Annotated in this window: 15 protein-coding genes; all 15 read right to left on the bottom strand. The window is 55.2% G+C overall.

The window, feature by feature from the left end; translation table 11 throughout:
* Nucleotides 1–52: 52 nt before the first annotated feature.
* The 15 genes from JNL86_04670 to JNL86_04600 all read right to left on the bottom strand — a co-directional run bounded on the left by JNL86_04670 (nt 53) and on the right by JNL86_04600 (nt 18999).
* On the bottom strand, nt 53–1258 hold the full coding sequence (locus JNL86_04670) for an O-antigen ligase family protein (GenBank protein MBL8042194.1): 1206 nt from the start codon (nt 1256–1258) through the stop codon (nt 53–55).
* A gap of 112 nt (nt 1259–1370) precedes the next feature.
* Complete coding sequence (locus JNL86_04665; GenBank protein ID MBL8042193.1) at nt 1371–2180, bottom strand: glycosyltransferase family 4 protein; 810 nt, start codon at nt 2178–2180, stop codon at nt 1371–1373.
* Nucleotides 2181–2479: 299 nt separating this feature from the next.
* A complete protein-coding gene (locus JNL86_04660; protein MBL8042192.1) occupies nt 2480–3430 on the bottom strand; it encodes an SDR family oxidoreductase in 951 nt (316 codons plus the stop codon).
* Complete coding sequence (locus JNL86_04655; GenBank protein ID MBL8042191.1) at nt 3427–4545, bottom strand: glycosyltransferase family 4 protein; 1119 nt, start codon at nt 4543–4545, stop codon at nt 3427–3429. Before JNL86_04655 ends, JNL86_04660 begins: the two co-directional genes overlap by 4 nt.
* Nucleotides 4542–6479 carry an asparagine synthase (glutamine-hydrolyzing) gene (gene asnB / locus JNL86_04650; protein MBL8042190.1) on the bottom strand — a complete coding sequence of 646 codons (1938 nt, stop codon included), beginning with the start codon at nt 6477–6479 and terminating at the stop codon, nt 4542–4544. The genes JNL86_04655 and asnB overlap by 4 nt, the downstream gene beginning before the upstream one ends.
* A 58-nt stretch (nt 6480–6537) precedes the next feature.
* A complete protein-coding gene (locus JNL86_04645) occupies nt 6538–7674 on the bottom strand; it encodes a glycosyltransferase (protein ID MBL8042189.1) in 1137 nt (378 codons plus the stop codon).
* Nucleotides 7675–8237: 563 nt separating this feature from the next.
* A complete protein-coding gene (locus JNL86_04640; GenBank protein MBL8042188.1) occupies nt 8238–10109 on the bottom strand; it encodes a hypothetical protein in 1872 nt (623 codons plus the stop codon).
* A gap of 1 nt (nt 10110) precedes the next feature.
* Nucleotides 10111–10836: a class I SAM-dependent methyltransferase gene (locus tag JNL86_04635; GenBank protein MBL8042187.1), complete on the bottom strand. Its 726-nt coding sequence runs from the start codon at nt 10834–10836 to the stop codon at nt 10111–10113.
* On the bottom strand, nt 10836–12263 hold the full coding sequence (locus JNL86_04630; protein MBL8042186.1) for a glycosyltransferase: 1428 nt from the start codon (nt 12261–12263) through the stop codon (nt 10836–10838). Before JNL86_04630 ends, JNL86_04635 begins: the two co-directional genes overlap by 1 nt.
* 13 nt (nt 12264–12276) lie before the next feature.
* Nucleotides 12277–13425: a glycosyltransferase gene (locus tag JNL86_04625; protein MBL8042185.1), complete on the bottom strand. Its 1149-nt coding sequence runs from the start codon at nt 13423–13425 to the stop codon at nt 12277–12279.
* Between the two features lie 11 nt (nt 13426–13436).
* Complete coding sequence (locus tag JNL86_04620; protein ID MBL8042184.1) at nt 13437–14456, bottom strand: methyltransferase domain-containing protein; 1020 nt, start codon at nt 14454–14456, stop codon at nt 13437–13439.
* Nucleotides 14434–15267 carry a class I SAM-dependent methyltransferase gene (locus tag JNL86_04615; protein ID MBL8042183.1) on the bottom strand — a complete coding sequence of 278 codons (834 nt, stop codon included), beginning with the start codon at nt 15265–15267 and terminating at the stop codon, nt 14434–14436. The genes JNL86_04620 and JNL86_04615 overlap by 23 nt, the downstream gene beginning before the upstream one ends.
* 12 nt (nt 15268–15279) lie before the next feature.
* Nucleotides 15280–16377 carry a glycosyltransferase family 4 protein gene (locus JNL86_04610; protein MBL8042182.1) on the bottom strand — a complete coding sequence of 366 codons (1098 nt, stop codon included), beginning with the start codon at nt 16375–16377 and terminating at the stop codon, nt 15280–15282.
* Between the two features lie 34 nt (nt 16378–16411).
* Nucleotides 16412–17701, bottom strand: coding sequence for a glycosyltransferase family 4 protein (locus JNL86_04605; protein MBL8042181.1), 1290 nt, complete (start codon nt 17699–17701; stop codon nt 16412–16414).
* A complete protein-coding gene (locus JNL86_04600; GenBank protein ID MBL8042180.1) occupies nt 17677–18999 on the bottom strand; it encodes an oligosaccharide flippase family protein in 1323 nt (440 codons plus the stop codon). The genes JNL86_04605 and JNL86_04600 overlap by 25 nt, the downstream gene beginning before the upstream one ends.
* Nucleotides 19000–19085: the final 86 nt, after the last annotated feature.

The following is a 19085-nucleotide window of genomic DNA, read 5'->3' as shown; positions in this document are numbered from 1 at the left end:
GTTTCACACACGGTTGCGTCATGGCACCACGAGGCTCTTTGCTCTTGCGCCTTTAGGCGGAAGTCGGCCGTGTACCCGCTAAAGGTTGCGGCCACGGTCCGACAGGCAGTTCGTCCCCAATGTCAACCTGGCGATGAGAATGGAAATGCAACACAGCAATGGCGATCACCACCCAAAACTGGACTGCGAGCGTACCGACGAGCATCTGATCAAACATCAATCGCACGCCAAGACCGATCACCCCAACCGTCGTTCCGAGCAAAATCGCTCGCGCGGTGACGTCCTCCGCCTTGGATAACTCCTGGGTCAGGCGACGGATCAGTCGCCCCATCAACCAAAGATACAACATCATGCCAGGAAGGCCAACGTGGAGCGCCAATGCGAGGAAGAGGTTGTGGACGCCGGCTTCTTTGACAGAATGATGCCCCGGCAGCACCTCCTCTGATTCGTTTCCGTATACCAGTTTGTAGTTGTCCTTGCCGTAGCCTATTCCAACGAGCCAATGCTCTTGAATCTTCGCAACCGAAAAGGCCCAAATATCGAAGCGATGAACAACGGAATCCACGTCCGTCCGAACAGGACTCCCATCGTGCAAGGTCAGGTGCGCGTGGCCTTGCGGATCAGTATCAACTTTCACCAGCAACAGCGCCACCACCAAGATCATAGCCGTCACTCCCCCGGCAATCGCGAAGGCACTACGACGTTTGAGTAACCAGGCCATGACCCACAGCTCAATGAACAACGATAATAACCCAGCGCGAGATCGCGTCATCAATAGACACATCGCGGATAGGAGACTCGCCCATGCGAACCCCCAACGTAACCAGCCAGGGCGCTGAAGATAGGCGAATGCCATGAAGAATGGGCCCATAAGCACGAGATACGTCGTCAGCCAAACTTCGGAGGGGAAAAAAGACTTAGTGGCTTGGCCATCATGCAGATCAAACTGCGAAATGCCATAGACGCTGACCACCACCGCGCTACCGAGCAGAAGATAGAGCAGACTGACGCGGGCTGGACGCGCGCGCAAAAAATAGACCACCGCGTAAAAAATCACGACTTGCTGCAAAAGCTTGCCAAACTCCTTTCGACTATAGTCAGGATAGACCGCAAAGAGCAGCGTGAACCCTACCCACGCAACAAACATCATCAACGGCAGATCGATTGATGTCGCAAGAAAGAAATGGCGACGGGAGACGAGACACCAAAGCGGAAGCAGGACGAGGAGGGCCAAGAAAATATTGCGTTCGAGCACCAACAGTCGCTGAAACGGGAGGGAAAAAATATAGAGGTACAGCAGTCCCCGGATGATCAACTCCAGAGTCCTTGCGGGTGTAGTTCCCTGGGATGCTAGGAACGCAGGAATCCGGTCATCCCTCATTCGTACATCCCTGCCGCATTGCCCGCCGCTCCATCAAACCAACTCCCACGGCTAACCCGGCAAACCCGAGCAGCCAGATTGCCAAGAGCGCTACACGCCCTGTATCCGTCATCGACTGGTACAGGAGCGCAGCGACCACGCACAGCACCATCAACGCGTATTCCACTCCCAGGGTCTTCCGATGCCCCCATCCGTAGAGAACAAGCCGTTGGTAATAGTGTGTTCGATGAGCTTCCCAGATTCTCTCTCCACGGAACACCCGTCTCAGCACCGTCACCGTTGCATCCAGTACAAACGGCGAAAACACCAGCAGTGGGATCCAGATATCAAACACACCGTCGTGCACACCTAACACGATCAGTGCACCACTCAGAAACCCAAGCGGTATACTGCCAACATCGCCCATAAAAATACGGGCAGGCGGCAGATTATAGAGCAGAAATCCAGCTGCGCCCATTGAAATAACAAGTGACAGCGTGAAAATGAACGCGTGCTGCCCCTTCCACGCAAAGTAGGCAATCGCACCGAACCCTATCACCGTCATTCCACCGGCAAACCCGTCCATTCCATCCATAAAATTGTACAGATTCGTCATCCACAGGACAAACAACACCGTCACTGGAACCGCAGCGATTCCCAATCCAACCGCTCCGACTGACGGCAGATCGATGGACGACAATGTCATGCCGGTCACGCTGACCAACGCCGCTACAGCGACCAACTGGATACCCAATCGCAACGTCACGGGTAATCCGCCACGATCGTCCCAGAATGACACCAGCGCAAGAAGCAGGGCCATACCTTGAATCCAAGGCCCCGGTGTCGACAACGTTGCTCCTCCGCCCAACCACCACTCTTTCGCAGGAACCTCACAGAGCGCCGCGAGCACAACGACGAACGTCACGCTAGCAACGATCGCCAGCCCACCTGTCCGAGGCGTAGGAACTTCGTGCAACGATCTCGCATTCGGATAATCCAGGAGAGACAACCGAGAGCCAGGCGTACACAGTCGGCCTGTCGCCCACCACGTCAGGAAAAACACCAGACTACCGAACGCGAACAGCGCCAAATCCCGCTCCCTTTCCGATCAGCCCTGGATCAACACTGATGACGGAGGTAATATTCCGCCGTTTCGCGCAACCCCTCATCCACGCGTATCGGAGGAACCCAGCCGAGCAATCGTCGAGCCTTATTGATATCCACCAGCAAGGTGCCACAGAGACGCCGAGCCAGATCCCCTTTCCCCAACACGTTCAATCCGAGCGTAAGCAGCGTTCCTGGGACGGACACTAAGCGCGCCGGACGGTCCATGGCCACAGCGAGACGGTGAATCAACCCCGTCGTGGAAAGATCCTCACCGTCACTGACCAAAAACGTTTCATTGGCTGCTCTCGGATGCTCGATGCACGTGGCGATCAGATCGACAAGATTGCCCAGCCCGACCAAACTGCGAAGGTTGTGAATGGCTCCCAGCGGCAAGGGAATACCACGGGACAATGCCTGCATCAACAACCGGAAATTCGCTTTGACGCCTGGGCCGTACACGAGTGGCGGTCGCACAACCACCAGCTCAATCCCCGCGTCTGTCGCTATCTCTCGCAATCCAACCTCCGCCTCATACTTACTGACTCCATAGGCGTCTCGAGGCGCCGGCACATCGGTTTCGCGATACGCATTCAACCCGCCCTCACCATGCACCTTCACCGAACTCAAAAACACAAATCGTCTGACGCCTTGCGCGGCCGCTTGTCGGGCAAGTTGTAGCGTGCCGAGAACATTGGCCGTGTGAAACGCAGTCGCCGGGTCAGCAACCGTTTCCCGCATCACATGCACGCGCGCGGCGCAGTGCACGATAGTATCCACTCCGACCAGCACCCCGCGCCAGTCGGTAGTGGGTCCGAGTTCTCCGACAAGGCGGTATTCCACCTCTTGCACTGGTTTGGCAGGCACGTCCCGTCCTACGCCAAGAACATCCATGCCCTGCATCACAAGTCGACTGCACGTGGCAGTACCAACAAAGCCGGAGGCGCCGGTCACCAATACTTTCACTGGGCCAGTTCCTGATAGACCGAGAGGGTTTCCTGAATGACCCGCTCTTGCGAAAACTCCGCCAGAACAATTTCACGTGCGCGCCGCCCCATTTCTCTGCGGAGCGCGCTGTGTTCAATTAAGCGGCGAAGGGCGGCAGCGAGTGCTTGCGCGTCTCGCACCGGCACCAGAAAGCCATTCATTCCATCACGCACAATTTCCCGGCATCCAGGCACATCAGTGGTGACGATCGGCAGACCGCAGGCCGCCGCCTCCAACAACGCCTTCGGGAGGCCTTCCCGATAAGACGGCAGGCATGCGATGTGTGCTGTGTGGAACACATCCGGCATATTGTCGCACCGGCCCCACCACTCGACGCCATTCTCTCCATGCCAGGCACGCAAGGCCGCCGCAGACACTGAAGCCGGATTCCCGGGATCAGGATCGCCCACCAATACGAAGCGAGCTGTTACCCCTGCCTGCGTCAACACACGTGCGGCTTCGACAAATTCACCGACCCCCTTGTCCAGCAACATCCGCGCCGAGAACAACACCGTCACAGGTTCCGGTGGTAATGCGAGAGCGGGAGTGAAAACCTCCGTATTCACCCCTGCGCCGCGGATCAGACGCAGACGATCCTCCGGCACTCCCTCCGCGGCCAGGAGACGGAAGTCGTCTGGGTTCTGTACGATAGTCCGGCTCTGCGTCGCACCAAGTAACCACGCCAGCAGCCAGCAAATCACCGGACGCAGAGTGTGGGCCGCGAGTCCACTCGACGTGAATAACCAGCCCAACCCGGCCACGGCATTGACCACATGGGGAACACCGGTAAGCTTGGAGGCGAGCACGCCATACATCACGGGTTTGAGTGCCACGTGGTGCACGATCTGCGGCCGTTCACGCCGATACAGCCGCACGAGCATTGCAATTTCTTGCAGGGGATTGCCGCGGCTACGAGAAAGGTTGAACGGAATCAGACGAAGTCCTGCCGCACGAATCGTCTCGCCACAGCCACCCACGCGCGTGGCCACTGCCACGTCGAAGCCAGCCCGCTGCGCCGCAACGGCGAGCGGGAGCCGATGGGAGACGAAATACCAGTCCTCTGTGACGACAAACAGTAGCTTGGGCAACCTCATGAATTGGCTTCTAACCACGCCTGAAACATGAGTACATCCCACAGGTAATACGACCAGTTCCGCTCGCCGCTCAAATGGTCTGCCCATTTCGACCGAATGGGGCGAGAATCGAAATAGCCTTCACGCTGCAGCCGTGCCTCACCCAGCAACTCCTCTGCCCACCCCTTTAATGGTCCACGAAGCCATTTGTCGAGGGGAACACCAAACCCCATCTTGGGACGCTCAATGAGTGCTTTCGGAACATGACGATAAAGCACTTGGCGCAAAAGCCATTTACCTTGGCCATGACGAATCTTCATCGATAACGGGAGCGACCAGGCAAACTCCAACACCCGATGATCCAAAAACGGCACGCGCGTCTCCAGCGAGACCCCCATCGCGGCACGATCCACCTTCGTCAGGATATCGTCCGGAAGATACGTGACCTGATCCAGGTACATCATGCGTTGCTCAAAATCCGGCAGGTTCACCCATTGGGCCGGATCGGTCAATATTGTGGGGGGTTCATACGTACCACGCACCACGTCCGTTGGAGCTTTCCAGTGCGACACCAAGTCGAAATAGATTTCCTCTGGCGTTCTCATCGCTAGCATATCGGCCAATTTGTGAAGTTTGTCCCCTGGATTGGCGTACCGCCAGCCTGTCGGCAGAATTCGTGACAGGCTCCTGAACATACCATTCCATGCCGAAGGCGGTAGAGCGGTCAGGGCACCTGCCAAAGCCGTACGCAATGATTGGGGGGCCCATCCGATACGGCGCCAGATATTCGTCGCCCAAAAATACCGATTGTACCCGCCAAATAATTCATCACCGCCATCGCCAGAAAGACTGACCGTGACGTGTCGACGAGCCAGCTGGCTGACTAAAAAGGTCGGAATCTGTGACGAGTCAGCAAACGGCTCATCGTAGAGCGCCGGTAAACGCGGGATGACGTTCATGGCCTCTTTGGGCAGCACATACAGTTCTATATGATCTGTCCCCAAGTGCCGTGCTACCGACTGAGCGTATGGAGCCTCATCATATCCTTCCTCGTCGAAGCCGATGGTGAAGGTTTTGACCGGCCGACTCGATTGCGCTTGCATCAATGCCACGACGGTTGATGAATCCACCCCGCCGGAAAGGAACGCACCCAGAGGGACATCGGCCACCATCTGCTGGCCAATAGTGGTCGTTAACAAGCCTTCTAGTTCGGAAATCGCCGCTGAATCGTTCCCCTCAAACGGATGGGCACGCCCTCTTTCTATCGCCTGTTTGTCGCTCCAGTAAGGCACAATCTGTGGATGTCGCCGTGACAGCGACACCGTAAGAACGCAGCCTGGCGACAGTTTGGAAATACCCTGATAGATCGAATACGGAGTGGGAATGTAATTATGCCGCAGAAACAATGCCACGGCATTGCGGTCTATGTCGGCTCGGAATTCCGGGTGCGCCCTGAGCGCTTTGAGTTCCGATCCGAAGAGGAAGGTCTGTCCTTGCCAACCATAGTACAGAGGCTTTTCCCCCAGACGATCACGTCCCAGGCTGAGCGTGCGCGTGTGCTTGTCCCACACGGCAAAGGCAAACATCCCCACAAAACGCCCTATCGCCTGTTCAATGCCCCACGTTTCAAAGTGGGCGAGCATCACTTCTGTGTCAGAATGGCCTCGAAACGTCACGCCGCTCTGTTCCAGTTCAGCTCGCAACTCAGAGAAGTTGTAGATTTCTCCGTTATAGGAAATCACGTAGCGGCCGCTGGTCGAGGCCATCGGCTGATGTCCTTCAGGGGAGACATCTAAGATGGAAAGCCGTGCGTGACCGAGCCCAATTTCCTGCTCCTCGTCGCACCAAAGTCCAGCATGGTCAGGGCCGCGGTAACGGATCGCCGCCACCATGTTCCGAACACCCGATGCTATCTCGGTGGTAGATGATCCCAGGATGCCAGCAATTCCGCACATGCGTTCGTATACCGCCGTCTGATTACAGTGAAACGTGAGCCCCTACCCGCCTCACTCCTTAATGGGCCGAGGATTTGCCGGATTGGACATCGGCATACAGGGCAGCATACCGATCAACGATACGTGGCAAGGAGTATTCGGCTTCAATCCGTGCGCGTGCAGCGCGCCCGAGCTTTGCACGCGACTCAGGCCCTCGATCGATCAGGTCCGTTATGGCACCGGCAAGCGCGACAGCATCTCGAGCAGGCACCACGAGTCCCGTCTCACCGAGAATGCCACGAGCATCACCCACATCTGTGGCCACACACGGAATGCCGCAGGCCATCGCCTCCCCAAGGACATTCGGGAACCCCTCTCCGAATGCAGAACTCAGGCACACCACATCCACACCGGGGAATATACCTTCCATGCGACGGCAATAGCCCAACAATCGAGTCCGAGCTGCCAAACCTTTGGCGACGACAGCGGAGGTCAACCTCTCCGTGTCCTTACCCGCAAGGACAAAATATACATTTCGTCTGACCTGGGCCGCCAATTGCGCAGCATGGAGAAATGTCTCGTGGTCCTTCATGGGATCGACACGGGCCACGAGTGCGATAATAACTGCATCGCCCGGCACTTGCCATTCCTGTCGAAGAGATAGCCGCGTGCAGGAATCAGGACGAAACTGCTCCGTATCAAACCCATTGGGAATGAGGACCCAACGCCGTGGACGGTACCCCAACCGCTCGTGCTGTCGTTTTCCAGCCTCGCTATTCGCGATCACCACAGCTGGAATGCTTGCGCAGCAAGCCAGTATCTTTTGAGTCCATTGCGTCAGCGCTGAATACCGCGTCAGGTCCATGTCCGAACACCGCACATTCCAGATCAGGGTTGGAGAGCCGGCCAGTTTCACAGCCAGGGTGCTTAACAGATCGGCATGATAGAGCCAACTCTGCACAATGGTCGGACGAATGACTTTCAGGAGTCGAAGCAGTTTTGGGAGTGCCGACACATCCGGCCGCCCACGCTTCATCCCTAGCGTATGCACGGCAACTCCGGACGATTTGATCTGTTCACCTAACTGGCCTTCATCCGTCAAAGACACCACGGTATTGGAGAATCGAGCGCCGTCCATTCCTCTCACCAGTTTGGCAAGCATGACCTCGGCACCCCCCGCATCGAGATCGGAAATAACATGGACGATGTGAATCATAGAGAGGAGCCGCGAACGTTACCGGAGGAAGAGATGTACCTGACGAAGTAGAGGGGCCGACACGAGCAACGTTATGACAACACGGGCTCTCTATCCTTAGGAAGCTCGGAAATCATCGCCCCTCCGTCAATCCATCATCTAACTGACGCCAACGGAAAGTACGCCTAGTGCAAACAAACATGCCACGCCCAACATGATGCAAAGACTCTGACAGTCATGATCCTATCGTTGCGATCATACACACTCAGCGCTTAGCATGGAAGTAGAGAGAAGCGACGGTCTCTCTGAACTGCGAATTGCTCCGAATCCGCTCTTTCCGCTTGATAGAAAACCAGCACGAGATCGGCAGGCCTGATCTCGAGATACATGTTGGAGAGGGTGGGGTGAGCCGAGCCTGGCAGAAAATCCTGCGCTTGTATTCCCGCTGGCCTGCAATTGACTGACATACCCATGCGCTGGAAGGGCACACGGAGTGGTGACCTCCTCGTTCAGTGGTTTCAGCCGCCGTGAAACAAGACATACCAGTCCCTATTCACCCACAGCCGAATCCCCAAAAGCCTCCGTCACAGACGTGTTCCCATTGCTGAAACCCAAGTATGCATCCACTGAACCACTCGGTAGCTACCCCATAGCAAACAGAGAATCAGCACTGGATAGACGTGCCCGGTGTGTCTGAAAGGCTCCACCAGTCTCACACTGTAGAGAAACGCCGCATACCATGTCCCCCAGAGGGAGAGAAATGGGACCCACCAGAGTTGCGGCCATCTCCACAAATCCAGCCACCCAATGACAGTAAGCGACAGCGAGAGAGCAAAAACTACTATCACCACACCCGTTATGTGGCGAAGAACTGCCGACATTCCACTCGCGTGAAACAGGAAAATGTACTCTTTTACATGCGGGGTGACAGACGTGCTCATATAGCTCGTAGATTCTATCCACCCAACGATCTGGCCCTTGAGAAGAGCCGGAATACTATGAAGGCCAAATAGATATTCACCGTAGGTAAGTCGAGGACCGGCATATGGATTTGCGGCAAACTCCGCTGCAGTGGGAAAACCCTGCGTGCCTATGCGTTCAGGAAATTCGAAGTTAGCATTCCATCGTGCATATCCGTTGGATGGCTTCGCGGGATCTCCATAGACGGTATACAGCCCATAGGTATGGGGAATGTACAGGGCGACCGCTACCACGCCGACAAAAACTACGTGCGCTAATTTCCACTGGCTAGGCGGCAACACCTCGTACCCGTATCGTTCACGCCAGACATTCACCGCCCAGCCCACCCCAAGCAACCCCGACACAATGGTAATCGCCGGAGATTGCAAGAGAGCCATTGATCCAATGGCGGTTCCCAACAACACGGCCCCACGCCAACCTCTCGCTCGCAGCCACAGGCTTATTGCCACAAGCAATAACAGTGTCATACTTTCTGTGCGCAGTCCCCGCACAGACTCCTCCACCACAACTTGATTGAGGGCCAGCACCCAGGAGGCTGCAGCCCCCAGAAACCATTTACCGCTTACCTGCCACACAAACACTCCACATGCGGCAATAAAAAGGACCGACTGCGTGACTGTGTAGAGTCGGATAGCTGGAAAAGTATCACCCCACAATTGAAACCAGACATTCAAACCGGCGACATGGAGTGGCTCTCGCTCGCCGAAGGACCCCGAATAGAAGCCATGTCCTGTGGCAAACCAATCAAAACTGCGAGCATAGGCCATATAACTCACGACATCGGAATCGACCGGATGCCCGCGAGCCATATCGAGAAACTGCCATCGTTCTTCAGCCCCCACAAGCGTAGCGCCCAGGATGGCGGCCACAGCGACCCATTCGCGCCAGCCAACGGTAACACCGCGTGGTCTCAACACCAGCACGCCCGCAAGCATCACGGCAATCCCGAGCGCCAAGGGCATATAGGATGGAAGTCGATCATCCTCCTCCGACCACGTGGCGGAAAACCGGTCCAGAATAAGCTGCTCTTCCGAAATCTGGTTGGATGCACTAAGCGTGAGCTCGGTCGGACCTTGGATAGGAATGCGAATCTGCCGACTATCGAGTTCTTCGGTAGAGATCTGATGTACCCGAGTTCCTTCCTCAACCCGAACAATGAGTGAGCCGGCACTGTAGGCCCAGAAACGGAGTTTGAGGATCCCCACCTTGGAAAATGGCAATTGAATCCGAAGGCTTCCTTGCTCATGTGGAGCAAGGTACCAGCCGTAACGCCCCCATCGCCCCCCCGCGCTTTCGCGTAACCAGGAAATCTGCTTCGGTTCAATATTCGTCAGATGCTCGTCGAGCCCAAGAATGACAGGCTCTCTGAGGGCCTGCCTCAATTGAGGCGCACCATGGACTATCGACCAGACCGCTCCGAGGATCCCGCAACACACGAGCACCCATCCAAGCCAGAGTGATCGGTCTGTGCGCACGTCACCCTTGTTTTTCAAGCACCACCAATATTCGAAAGGCGAGAAATCGACTCAGGACGCTAAGCGCGTTTTCTATTCTGAGAAGCGGCCGTACCCATCGCATCGGCACGAGTGAAGGATGCTCAAACCCACCACTGAGCGGATAGGCGAAAAAGGCCATGCGCCGGCGAAGCCGCATCTCAAACTGAGGATAGTGGGCCCGAAACTCGTCGTACGACCGCTCAAATAACAGCGTGGAAATCGCTTGGTTGGCATCGAACGGCTTGCGATCGCACTGCGTCGCTCGGAGGTGAAGCGGGTTATGGGAAAAATCGACTGGTTCCGGATGCAGAAAATGATAGATCGGCCACGAGAGCCACGAAATATAGGGATCCATGATCACGATGCGCCCGTACGGGCGAAGTGTACGCAACGCTTCGTCTAGAAACAGTGTGACATTTTCGATGTGATGCAACGTGTCAAAGAGAACGATATTGTCCAGACTGTTCGCCAAAAACGGAAGGAACTGCGCATCGGTGACGGCATCTAACCAGGGGAGACGGGTAATATCCGTGCACAGAACGTCCTGGGAAAACTCTTTTAAATTTCCCGTCCCGCCGCCAACCTCCAGAGTTTTTCCCGGCTGAAGCCACCACGTGATCTCTTTATACCATTCCGTATACAGCAGTCGTAATATCGGCTTCTGTTCCCAGACGGCATGATGCTGCCGCAAGACCTCATCCGACATTACACGGCCTTCAGCCTGAAAAATCCATAGATCGTCATCTTGAGAAGCAGCCATCCGTGAGCAAATCGACGGATGTTGGTGGTTCCATAGGTGCGATCCTGATATCGGATAGGAACCTCGATCATCTTTAGGTTGAGCTTTGACGCTCCGAACAACAGATCAAAATCTCCGAACGGATCGAAATCTCCAAAGTAGGCTCGGTTGTCGGCAATTCGCTCATAGTCGGTTCGGAAGAGCACCTTGGTGCCGCAAAGCGTGTCCTTGATCCGCTGGTTCAATAACCACGAGAACGCCATACTGAAAAACTTATTGCCGAGCAGATTGAGGAACCGCATCGCTTCACCTTCCATGGGGTACACCAATCGACACCCATTAATGAACTCTCCCTTCTCACTCGCAATGGCATCGTAAAACTTCGGGAGGTCTTCCGGAGGCATTGTCAGGTCTGCATCCAAGATCATCACAATATCCCCCTTAGCCTGCGCAAAGCCTTTACGAACCGCATCGCCCTTTCCCTTCCCATCCTGAATCAGCAATTTGATATCCTTGTCGGGAAACTGGCCAATGACGCGAGTGATTTCGGCGGGCGTGTCATCCGTCGAATGCCCATCGACAAACAGAATCTCCTGAGGTCCTCCAAATGCAGGAATTCGTCTTATGGCCGGCTCAATATTGCCCCGTTCATTCCGGCACGGAATCACAATCGTCGTCGAATACTCGTCCGCTTGCCGCGGGCCTCGCATGCGAGCCACAACATAGTGGGACAGACAGAGTCGATTCAGTCCAGGCACGAATGCCAGAAACCTATTCAGGAGGGTGGACACGACAGGAACATACTTCGGCATCAACAGTCGCTGTTCTACTTTCACCACCTCAAAGTCGGCGAGGTGCAGCAAATTATCGATGTCTCTGGGCGAGAGCCAGCTCTGTTCCTGTTGAGGCATTTTTAACCCACAGGCTTCCGCGAACCGTACCGCTGGCTCCCATAGAAAATTATAGTAGGAGATGACAATTCTGGTTTTGGACGTACACACAGATCGCAATCGTTTGAGCACGGATTCCACATCAAGGAAGTGGCCCAATACGTCGGCCAGGATAATGACGTCAAATGTTTCACCCAAGTCCAGCGCGTCGACGTCGCACGTACGAAATTCGAGAGACGGGTGGCGACGAGATGCCGCTGCCACCATCACTTCACTAACATCTATCCCAAGCCCACGAGACGGTTTGACCGCCGCTAAGAGATCCCCAAGGCCACACCCGATTTCCAGCACCCGTAATCCATCAGGAATGAGAAATCGATAGTAGCGTTGCTGATCCTGATAGTAATAACTCCCCTTTCCCTGCCAATATTCTCGATCTTCGGCAAGGCGATCGAACCGTTCACGAATCGCCGTTTTCTTCTTCTCGTCCCTATACCCTGTCATGACGGCATGTCCGTTACTGCCGGAGTGGCTCGACTGCGTTAAAGACTTGAGACGTAGACTGGATAAGCCGAGCGAGGCTAAAGTTTTGTACGATCCGCGCGCGCGCGCACTGCCCTTGTCGCTCCCGCTCGGCAGTCTCCATCGCCAACATATTCTTCCATGCGAGGGCCAACGCTTTTGGATCGCCCGCGGCAACCACGCTCCCCGTCTCACCAACTATCAGTTTCCCATCTCCCACATCGGTCACCACACAGGGGATGCCACAAGCCATCGCTTCGCCAATGGCGTTTGAAAATCCTTCACCGTAGTAGGACGCACTCGTGGCGATATCAAATGCATTGTAGAGTGACGCAATGTTTTCACTGGCGGGCACCCAGTGGAGCCGATCCTTCAGTCCCAGTTCCTCAGTCAAAGCCACTAGCCTTCGCTGATATAATTCTGGCCCATCACCCACACAAACAAATCGGACATCCGGCCGCTGCGTCATCAATACGGCCGCCGCACGCACGAAGGTCATGTGCCCCTTCATAGGATCCAATCGACCCACGAGACCAATAAGGTACGCCTCGGCCCGAATCCCCCACATCGCCCGCACGCGCGCACGCGCGTGACGATCAGGATAAAACCGCTCCGTGTCAATTCCGTTGGCAATCACTACCATCTTCTCCCGAGGGAATCCATGACTAACTGCGTAATCAAGACCCACATGAGAATTTACGATAATGACATCGGCACACTGCGATAACCTGCACTCGATCCAATACAACAGTCGGTCAAGCCAGCCATACCGTTCCAGCTCCATGTTCGAAGCACGTACCCCCCAAATCACTTTCATTCCAGGGCAAAACGGCTTCAGGCATACGGCAAGAATGTTCGACGTACCGAGATACCCATGCAGAATTTTCGGCCGAACTCTACGGACGAGTCTGATCAGACGCCAGGCAAAACCCACGAGACCCCACCGAGAATGTTTTCCGAGTGAGGAAACGGACACCCCGGCCGACTCAAGTGAGTGCTGAAATGGCCCGCCAGGATAAAACGTCGCAACAGCCACAGACTGGCCTTCCTGATGAAGGCCAATGGCCAACGCCACCAACTGTCGTTCACTTCCACCATAGTTGAGAGAGCGGGCGAGAAAGAGAATTCGAGCAGGATACGGCATTCGTGAGGCACTCACGCTCTCGTCATGACCAGAAATATCCCCGCGATGGCGAGATCACGACTGTCAACGGATTGAAACTCGCTGGAACATTTGGCTCGATATTGGTCGACATGCTCTGCTGCCCGCTTCCAGATGACAGCGGGAATATCCTCATACAATTGATGTGGCACGATATCCCCAATACCGGTTAGGCGCGTCACGTACACTGCGTATTCGATGTGAAGCTGAGACCGTAACCGCTCGCATACCTCTCGATACCGATGAAACAGAATGCGATTTGGCCGTCCGGAATTTCTTGTCATCAATTGGTACAGACGGTGAGGAAAGCGAAGGAATGTGAGCTCGTGGTGCTGCGGCGTGAATAGCCCATGGTCGCGCAAATCAATCTTATGCACCATCCGGCCACCGGGCTTCAGGCTAAGCGCCATGTGTTCCAACGCACCCAGCGGATCATACAGGTGCTCCAATACGGAACGAGAGACGATGACATCATATTTCAGGCTCTGGTTTCCGACGCAGGCTTTAAAGTGTTGTTCGGCCGACTGACCGATCTTGGGAACAATCCCTGCCAACTCCCGATCATTCCAACTTCGTCCGTTCCTGAGCCACTCCAGTTGATACTTGGCAGATAATGCGTCATAGATTTGCTGTTGCTTCGCATGTTCACGTCGACTTGCAAACCGATCAACGAGATCGACCTGCCGGCAACCATCACGCCGCATCAGCATGGCTACGCCCGCATTGTCTCCTGGCCCCACTTCGGCAACACTCCCGACAAACGTGTCGATCTTGCCGTACTCTTTGTAGGCGGCAAAGACTTCTTCAATGTATCGCACGGACTCCGTATCAGGCAGAGAGGCGTGGGTCGCGCCGGAATCCGTATCGATCTGTCCGCGGCGCAGTCGAATTCCCCATCTCAAATCATCCAGGACAAGAATCGCCGCCTTGACTAGCGGCCAGCGATTCCATAGGGTTTTGGCGACACGACGCATCATGACAGGGGCGGTTTCAGGAGCGTCGTGCACGCTCAAATACAAACTCATTGCAGCCGTGCCCGCCACCACACGTTTTTAATTTTTTCAGGACGAACCCCTTCGCAGAAAAAAAATCAAACATGCCTTCCGGTTTTGCCACTTCGAATGGGTAGCCACCAACCCAGTCCACGATATCGCGCCATGGCGACATCCCTCGCTGCTGCTTATAGCTGACCCACGTGCGAAACGGGTTGCCCGACAGAAGATCACGGAAAATGGTGGGCCCCCAAAGGCGAACACATGACGGCCATAACACCGCAAACTTTGCCCAGCGGGGCAGCCAATTGTAGAGACGCTTTACCAACAACCACCGACGGCTTGCGCCGCCCTGATCGTTATAGATCGCGATGAAGAGCTGCCCATTTTCCGCAACTAAGGACGCGGCATGCTCCAATGCCTGCCACATCCGCCCCGTATGGTGCAGTACACCCCAAGAATATACGACATTGAACGTCCCCAACGTACGCACGTACCCCTCATCCAGAATCGATCCCTCATCAATACGCCAGTGCTGATCATGTTCAAAATAACGCCGCTTGAGTTCAGCCGTGCATGCAACAGACTGAGGGTCATAATCAAACGATTGAACGGACGCCCCCAGCCTCCTTGCCGCCAAGCTAAATAGCCCACTCCCTGATCCAATATCGAGGACGCGAAAGCCAATGAGGCTTTTCATCCCTAACATCTCCTGAAGTGAATATTCAGCCCTACTTATTCGCTCTTCACTGAGCTCATCGAGAAATTTTCGCCAATTGCGGCCGAACTCAAAGCGTTGTCCCGCTTGGACTTCCTCAACGTGTTGGGTCATGATACTCCGCATTTAATCCCTGGTGCGTGGGAGCACATCCTCCCACATCCTCATCACCTTCTCCAGCCCAAACCGTTGCGTGATGTCTGTCGCGCAATGGCCCATGTGGGTCCTGCGAGCTGGATCCGAGAGCAGAGACGCCATGGCATCGGCCAATGCCTGTACATCAGCAGGGGGCACCAGCAATCCATTCTTCCCATGTTCAATAATCTCACGAGGACCACTCGGACAGTCCGTGGCAATCACCGGAATTCCATGAGCCATGGCTTCACACAATGCGTTGGGAAATCCCTCGAAATGCGAACAGAGGACAAATAGCCCCACGCTGCTGGAGCGATCCCAGAGCGTGGGGTCAAGACCGGGGAGAGACACAGAATTCGAAAGACCGAGGGTTTCGCGTAGTGCTTCCAAGGCAGGTCGCTGCGGCCCTTCCCCGATAATGGTCATGGTCCAGTCTGGATATTGAGGCCTAATCTGCGCGAACGCAGATAAGAGATTCTCAAAACCCTTTTCTGCGGAAAGGCGTCCCACCCCAAGAATGACGCGTCGAGTAGAATGGTCCTCCGGGACGAGTTGCACGTTGGATACGGCAGGAACGGGATTCGGAATAATCGTGAGTGTGCGCCGAAAGTTGGGCAAAAAATACTCTCGAGCACCAGCACTCTGAACGACGATGCGATCGGCTCTGGCATAGACGCACCAGCGTAATGCACTCCATATTCGCCCAATCACGTGCATATGCGGATCAGTACGCTCCGACACGATGACTCGCGTTGGCATGCCCCATGTCGCGATCAAGGTCGTCACGTTTGTCTTTTCGCCAAAGCTGATGATGGCGTCTGAATTGGTGCACGCCAGCGTCCGGCGCAACCTCATAATTCGTCGGATATTGTTCCATATCCCAGCAATAAGACCGGCCGAGTCCTGTAACAGACCAAGAGGAGAATGCCGCACTGACTGAGCAAGTTCGAAGAATGGCACGGTCTTGCAGTCATCAAACGATACGATCGTGATGGGCCAGCCCCGGCGAGCCCAGAAATTAGCCATAGTTGAAATGACTCGTTCTGCCCCGCCTGCGGACAACGCAGCGATGACTAACGTTACCTTCATCCTGTCGAACTCCGCACGTAGCCGCTGATCACCATCAGACCGTCATGAGGGACGGACCATCACCGTCCTCTTTTCTTCCCAAACAACGATAAAGATCAGTCAACTCAGAAATGGTTCGTGCGATATCCAAATGTTGGCGGCAATATTCCGCTCCACGTGCGCCAATCCGCACACCTCGGTCAGGAAGACTCAAGATCCCCGCGGCGGCCCTTGCAAGTGCTTCCGTGTTCATTGTGGAAACCAACACGCCGTGGCCGCTTTTCACTAGCAGTTCCGTTTCACACCCTGTATCAAATCCGACAACCGGAAGGCCCATCGCCATGGCCTGATAGCTGGATAAGTTTTCGCTCTCAAATATCGGCGTCCTGAGATACAGGTCGGCTGCTGCATAGTAGGGCAAGGGCTCTCGCTGGAACCCGAGCAAATGCACATGCTTCTCAAGATCGAGCGACCGTGCACGAGTCTCCAACATCTCCCGTTGGTCCCCTTCACCAAGGACTATCCAATGTAGCTGTGGGAATTGACGGACGAGAGTCTGCATGGCTTCGAGTGCAAAGAGATGCCCTTTGGATGGATGCAGTCTCCCTACCGATAGCGCGATCAGCGAATCCGGCGATAACTTTAACTCACGCCGTATGGCGGAATAGTAGTGTGTTTTTTGCGCACGTACACTGTTGACCGACTCCAGATCTATGGTCCCGTGGATCGCCATGATCTTTCTTTTCGAAATCCCAACGGAGAGCAGTTCCGAGACTGAAGCACCCGTCACAAAGCGAGCGATCCATCGCTCTTGCGACTCATAAAAACGAGGTATTCCCTTAAACCCTGCATCAGTCATTTGAGCAAAGAGAGCCGGTACCGAGTGGACCAGCGGCACACGAAAGAGTCGACTCATCAGCACCCCGGCCCTAAGTCCTCGGAAGGTATGAACGTGAACGACCTCGGGAGTCAGTTTGACGAGAGCCACGGCTACATACCATGTCACGGACAGAACATTCAGCAGGCACCAAAGAGCCGAGAGCCCCTTGCGAATGGGCAATAGGTACGGGATAGGCGCCAGTTTGCAAACGCCTCGTTCAAGCCATTGCAGGATCACACTGTGCCTGGGTTGCCCGTAGGCAGCTCGACTGCGTAACGGCTCAGAATAGACACACTGTGCATTGTCCGGATAGAACGTGATGACGTAATGCTTGCACAGAGCCGGCTGAGAGAGACGCACAATATCCCACACCCACCGCTCGGATCCGCCGCCACCCAATCCGTCAATCAGATGTAACACCCTGACGGGATTGGCCGATGTCACCTCTGCGCGCCCTTCCGCCATGTCAATTTACCAAGTTGTTTCAACACACTGGCGATATCCTCCGCTGTGAGCAGGAGTGTTTCGCGCAGAGTCGCAGAGGAAATTACCGAATAGAGACCAAACACCACAACAGCCCCCACGGCTTGAGTCAGCGCCAGAGCGATGGCCGCCCCCATCTCTGCCCATGCCGGAATGAGCCAGTAGCTCGCCGTCAGACAAATACACGCATTCGCCCCGGCAAGGAGAGAGAGCAGACCGGGACGCCCCCTCTGCCCCAACACATAGGTGCTGACAATCATGGACACACTCACACATACCACTCCGATGAGAAGAACCCAGAATACATGCACCGTCGGCTGATAGGCCGGACCAAACAGCACCGCCACAACCCAAGGCGCCAGCAGCATGGCCACCACCGTGCTTGCAACCATCCCAGAAACCACCATTCTTATGTACCGATTCATCGCCGCGATCGCTTCACGCGGTGATAGCGCCGACATCTTTCCATAGATGGCATCTTGTGCGGCTTGGATGGGCATCAACGCCCTCTCCGCCAATTGCTGTGCCACGGAAAACACTCCCACTGAAGCGGGTCCGTGAAACGCATTGAGCATAAATACGGGAATGCGCATCCATCCCATGGTCGCGATGGCATTAGGATAGGCCCGAAGGCCAAATGCCAGCATCTGTCGCGATAAGCCGACCTCCGTATACTCGTTTCCGCCAAGTAATCCCAAACGACTAGAGACGCTCAACATGAGTACACATTGAAGCAGCATGGTAACAAGATACAGGATCACCGCTGAGGCCACTCCTCCGGACAACCCGACAACAAGCACGAGAATGAGGACTAATTGCACGGGCCCTATCACGAGCTGCACCCCATTCAGAAGAGAAATTTCTCCTAATCCGATCATGATATTATTCCAGAACCCCGCATACAGCATGCATGGCAGGATTGCAAATGCGGCCCATTGCCAACGCGCCGGGAAATCATGCAAGAGCTGCTCGCCCGCCACCCACAACACCACCCCCCCGATGCAACTCATCGCACACCACAAGATGATCGCCGCCTTACTGACAAATGCATGGATGAGCTGTTTGCGATCGGCGTTCCGGCCGACAAAGACGTTCGCGCTTTGTGAGAGCCCGAAATCCCCCACCACGCTGAGCACTGACACAAGCGTCTGAAACAGGAAATACTCACCGCGGCCTTGAGGCTCCAAATATCGGGCAAGCAGAATCACACTGATCATATTGATGACCAGGAGAATCACTCGTGCCCCAAGCCCTACCAGTGAAAGTTTTAGGGTAGACACGTGGGTGATCCCGAAGAGGTGCTGTGAGGCCAGGACTCGGACTCCTGGGTACGGAAAGTCGGATTACACACTCAATTGTGCACAGA

The sequence above is a fragment of the Nitrospira sp. genome (assembly GCA_016788885.1).
Lineage (GTDB): Bacteria > Nitrospirota > Nitrospiria > Nitrospirales > Nitrospiraceae > Nitrospira_A.
The sequence above is the reverse complement of the archived record's forward strand: the minus strand, read 5'-3'. Positions and strand labels throughout refer to the sequence as shown.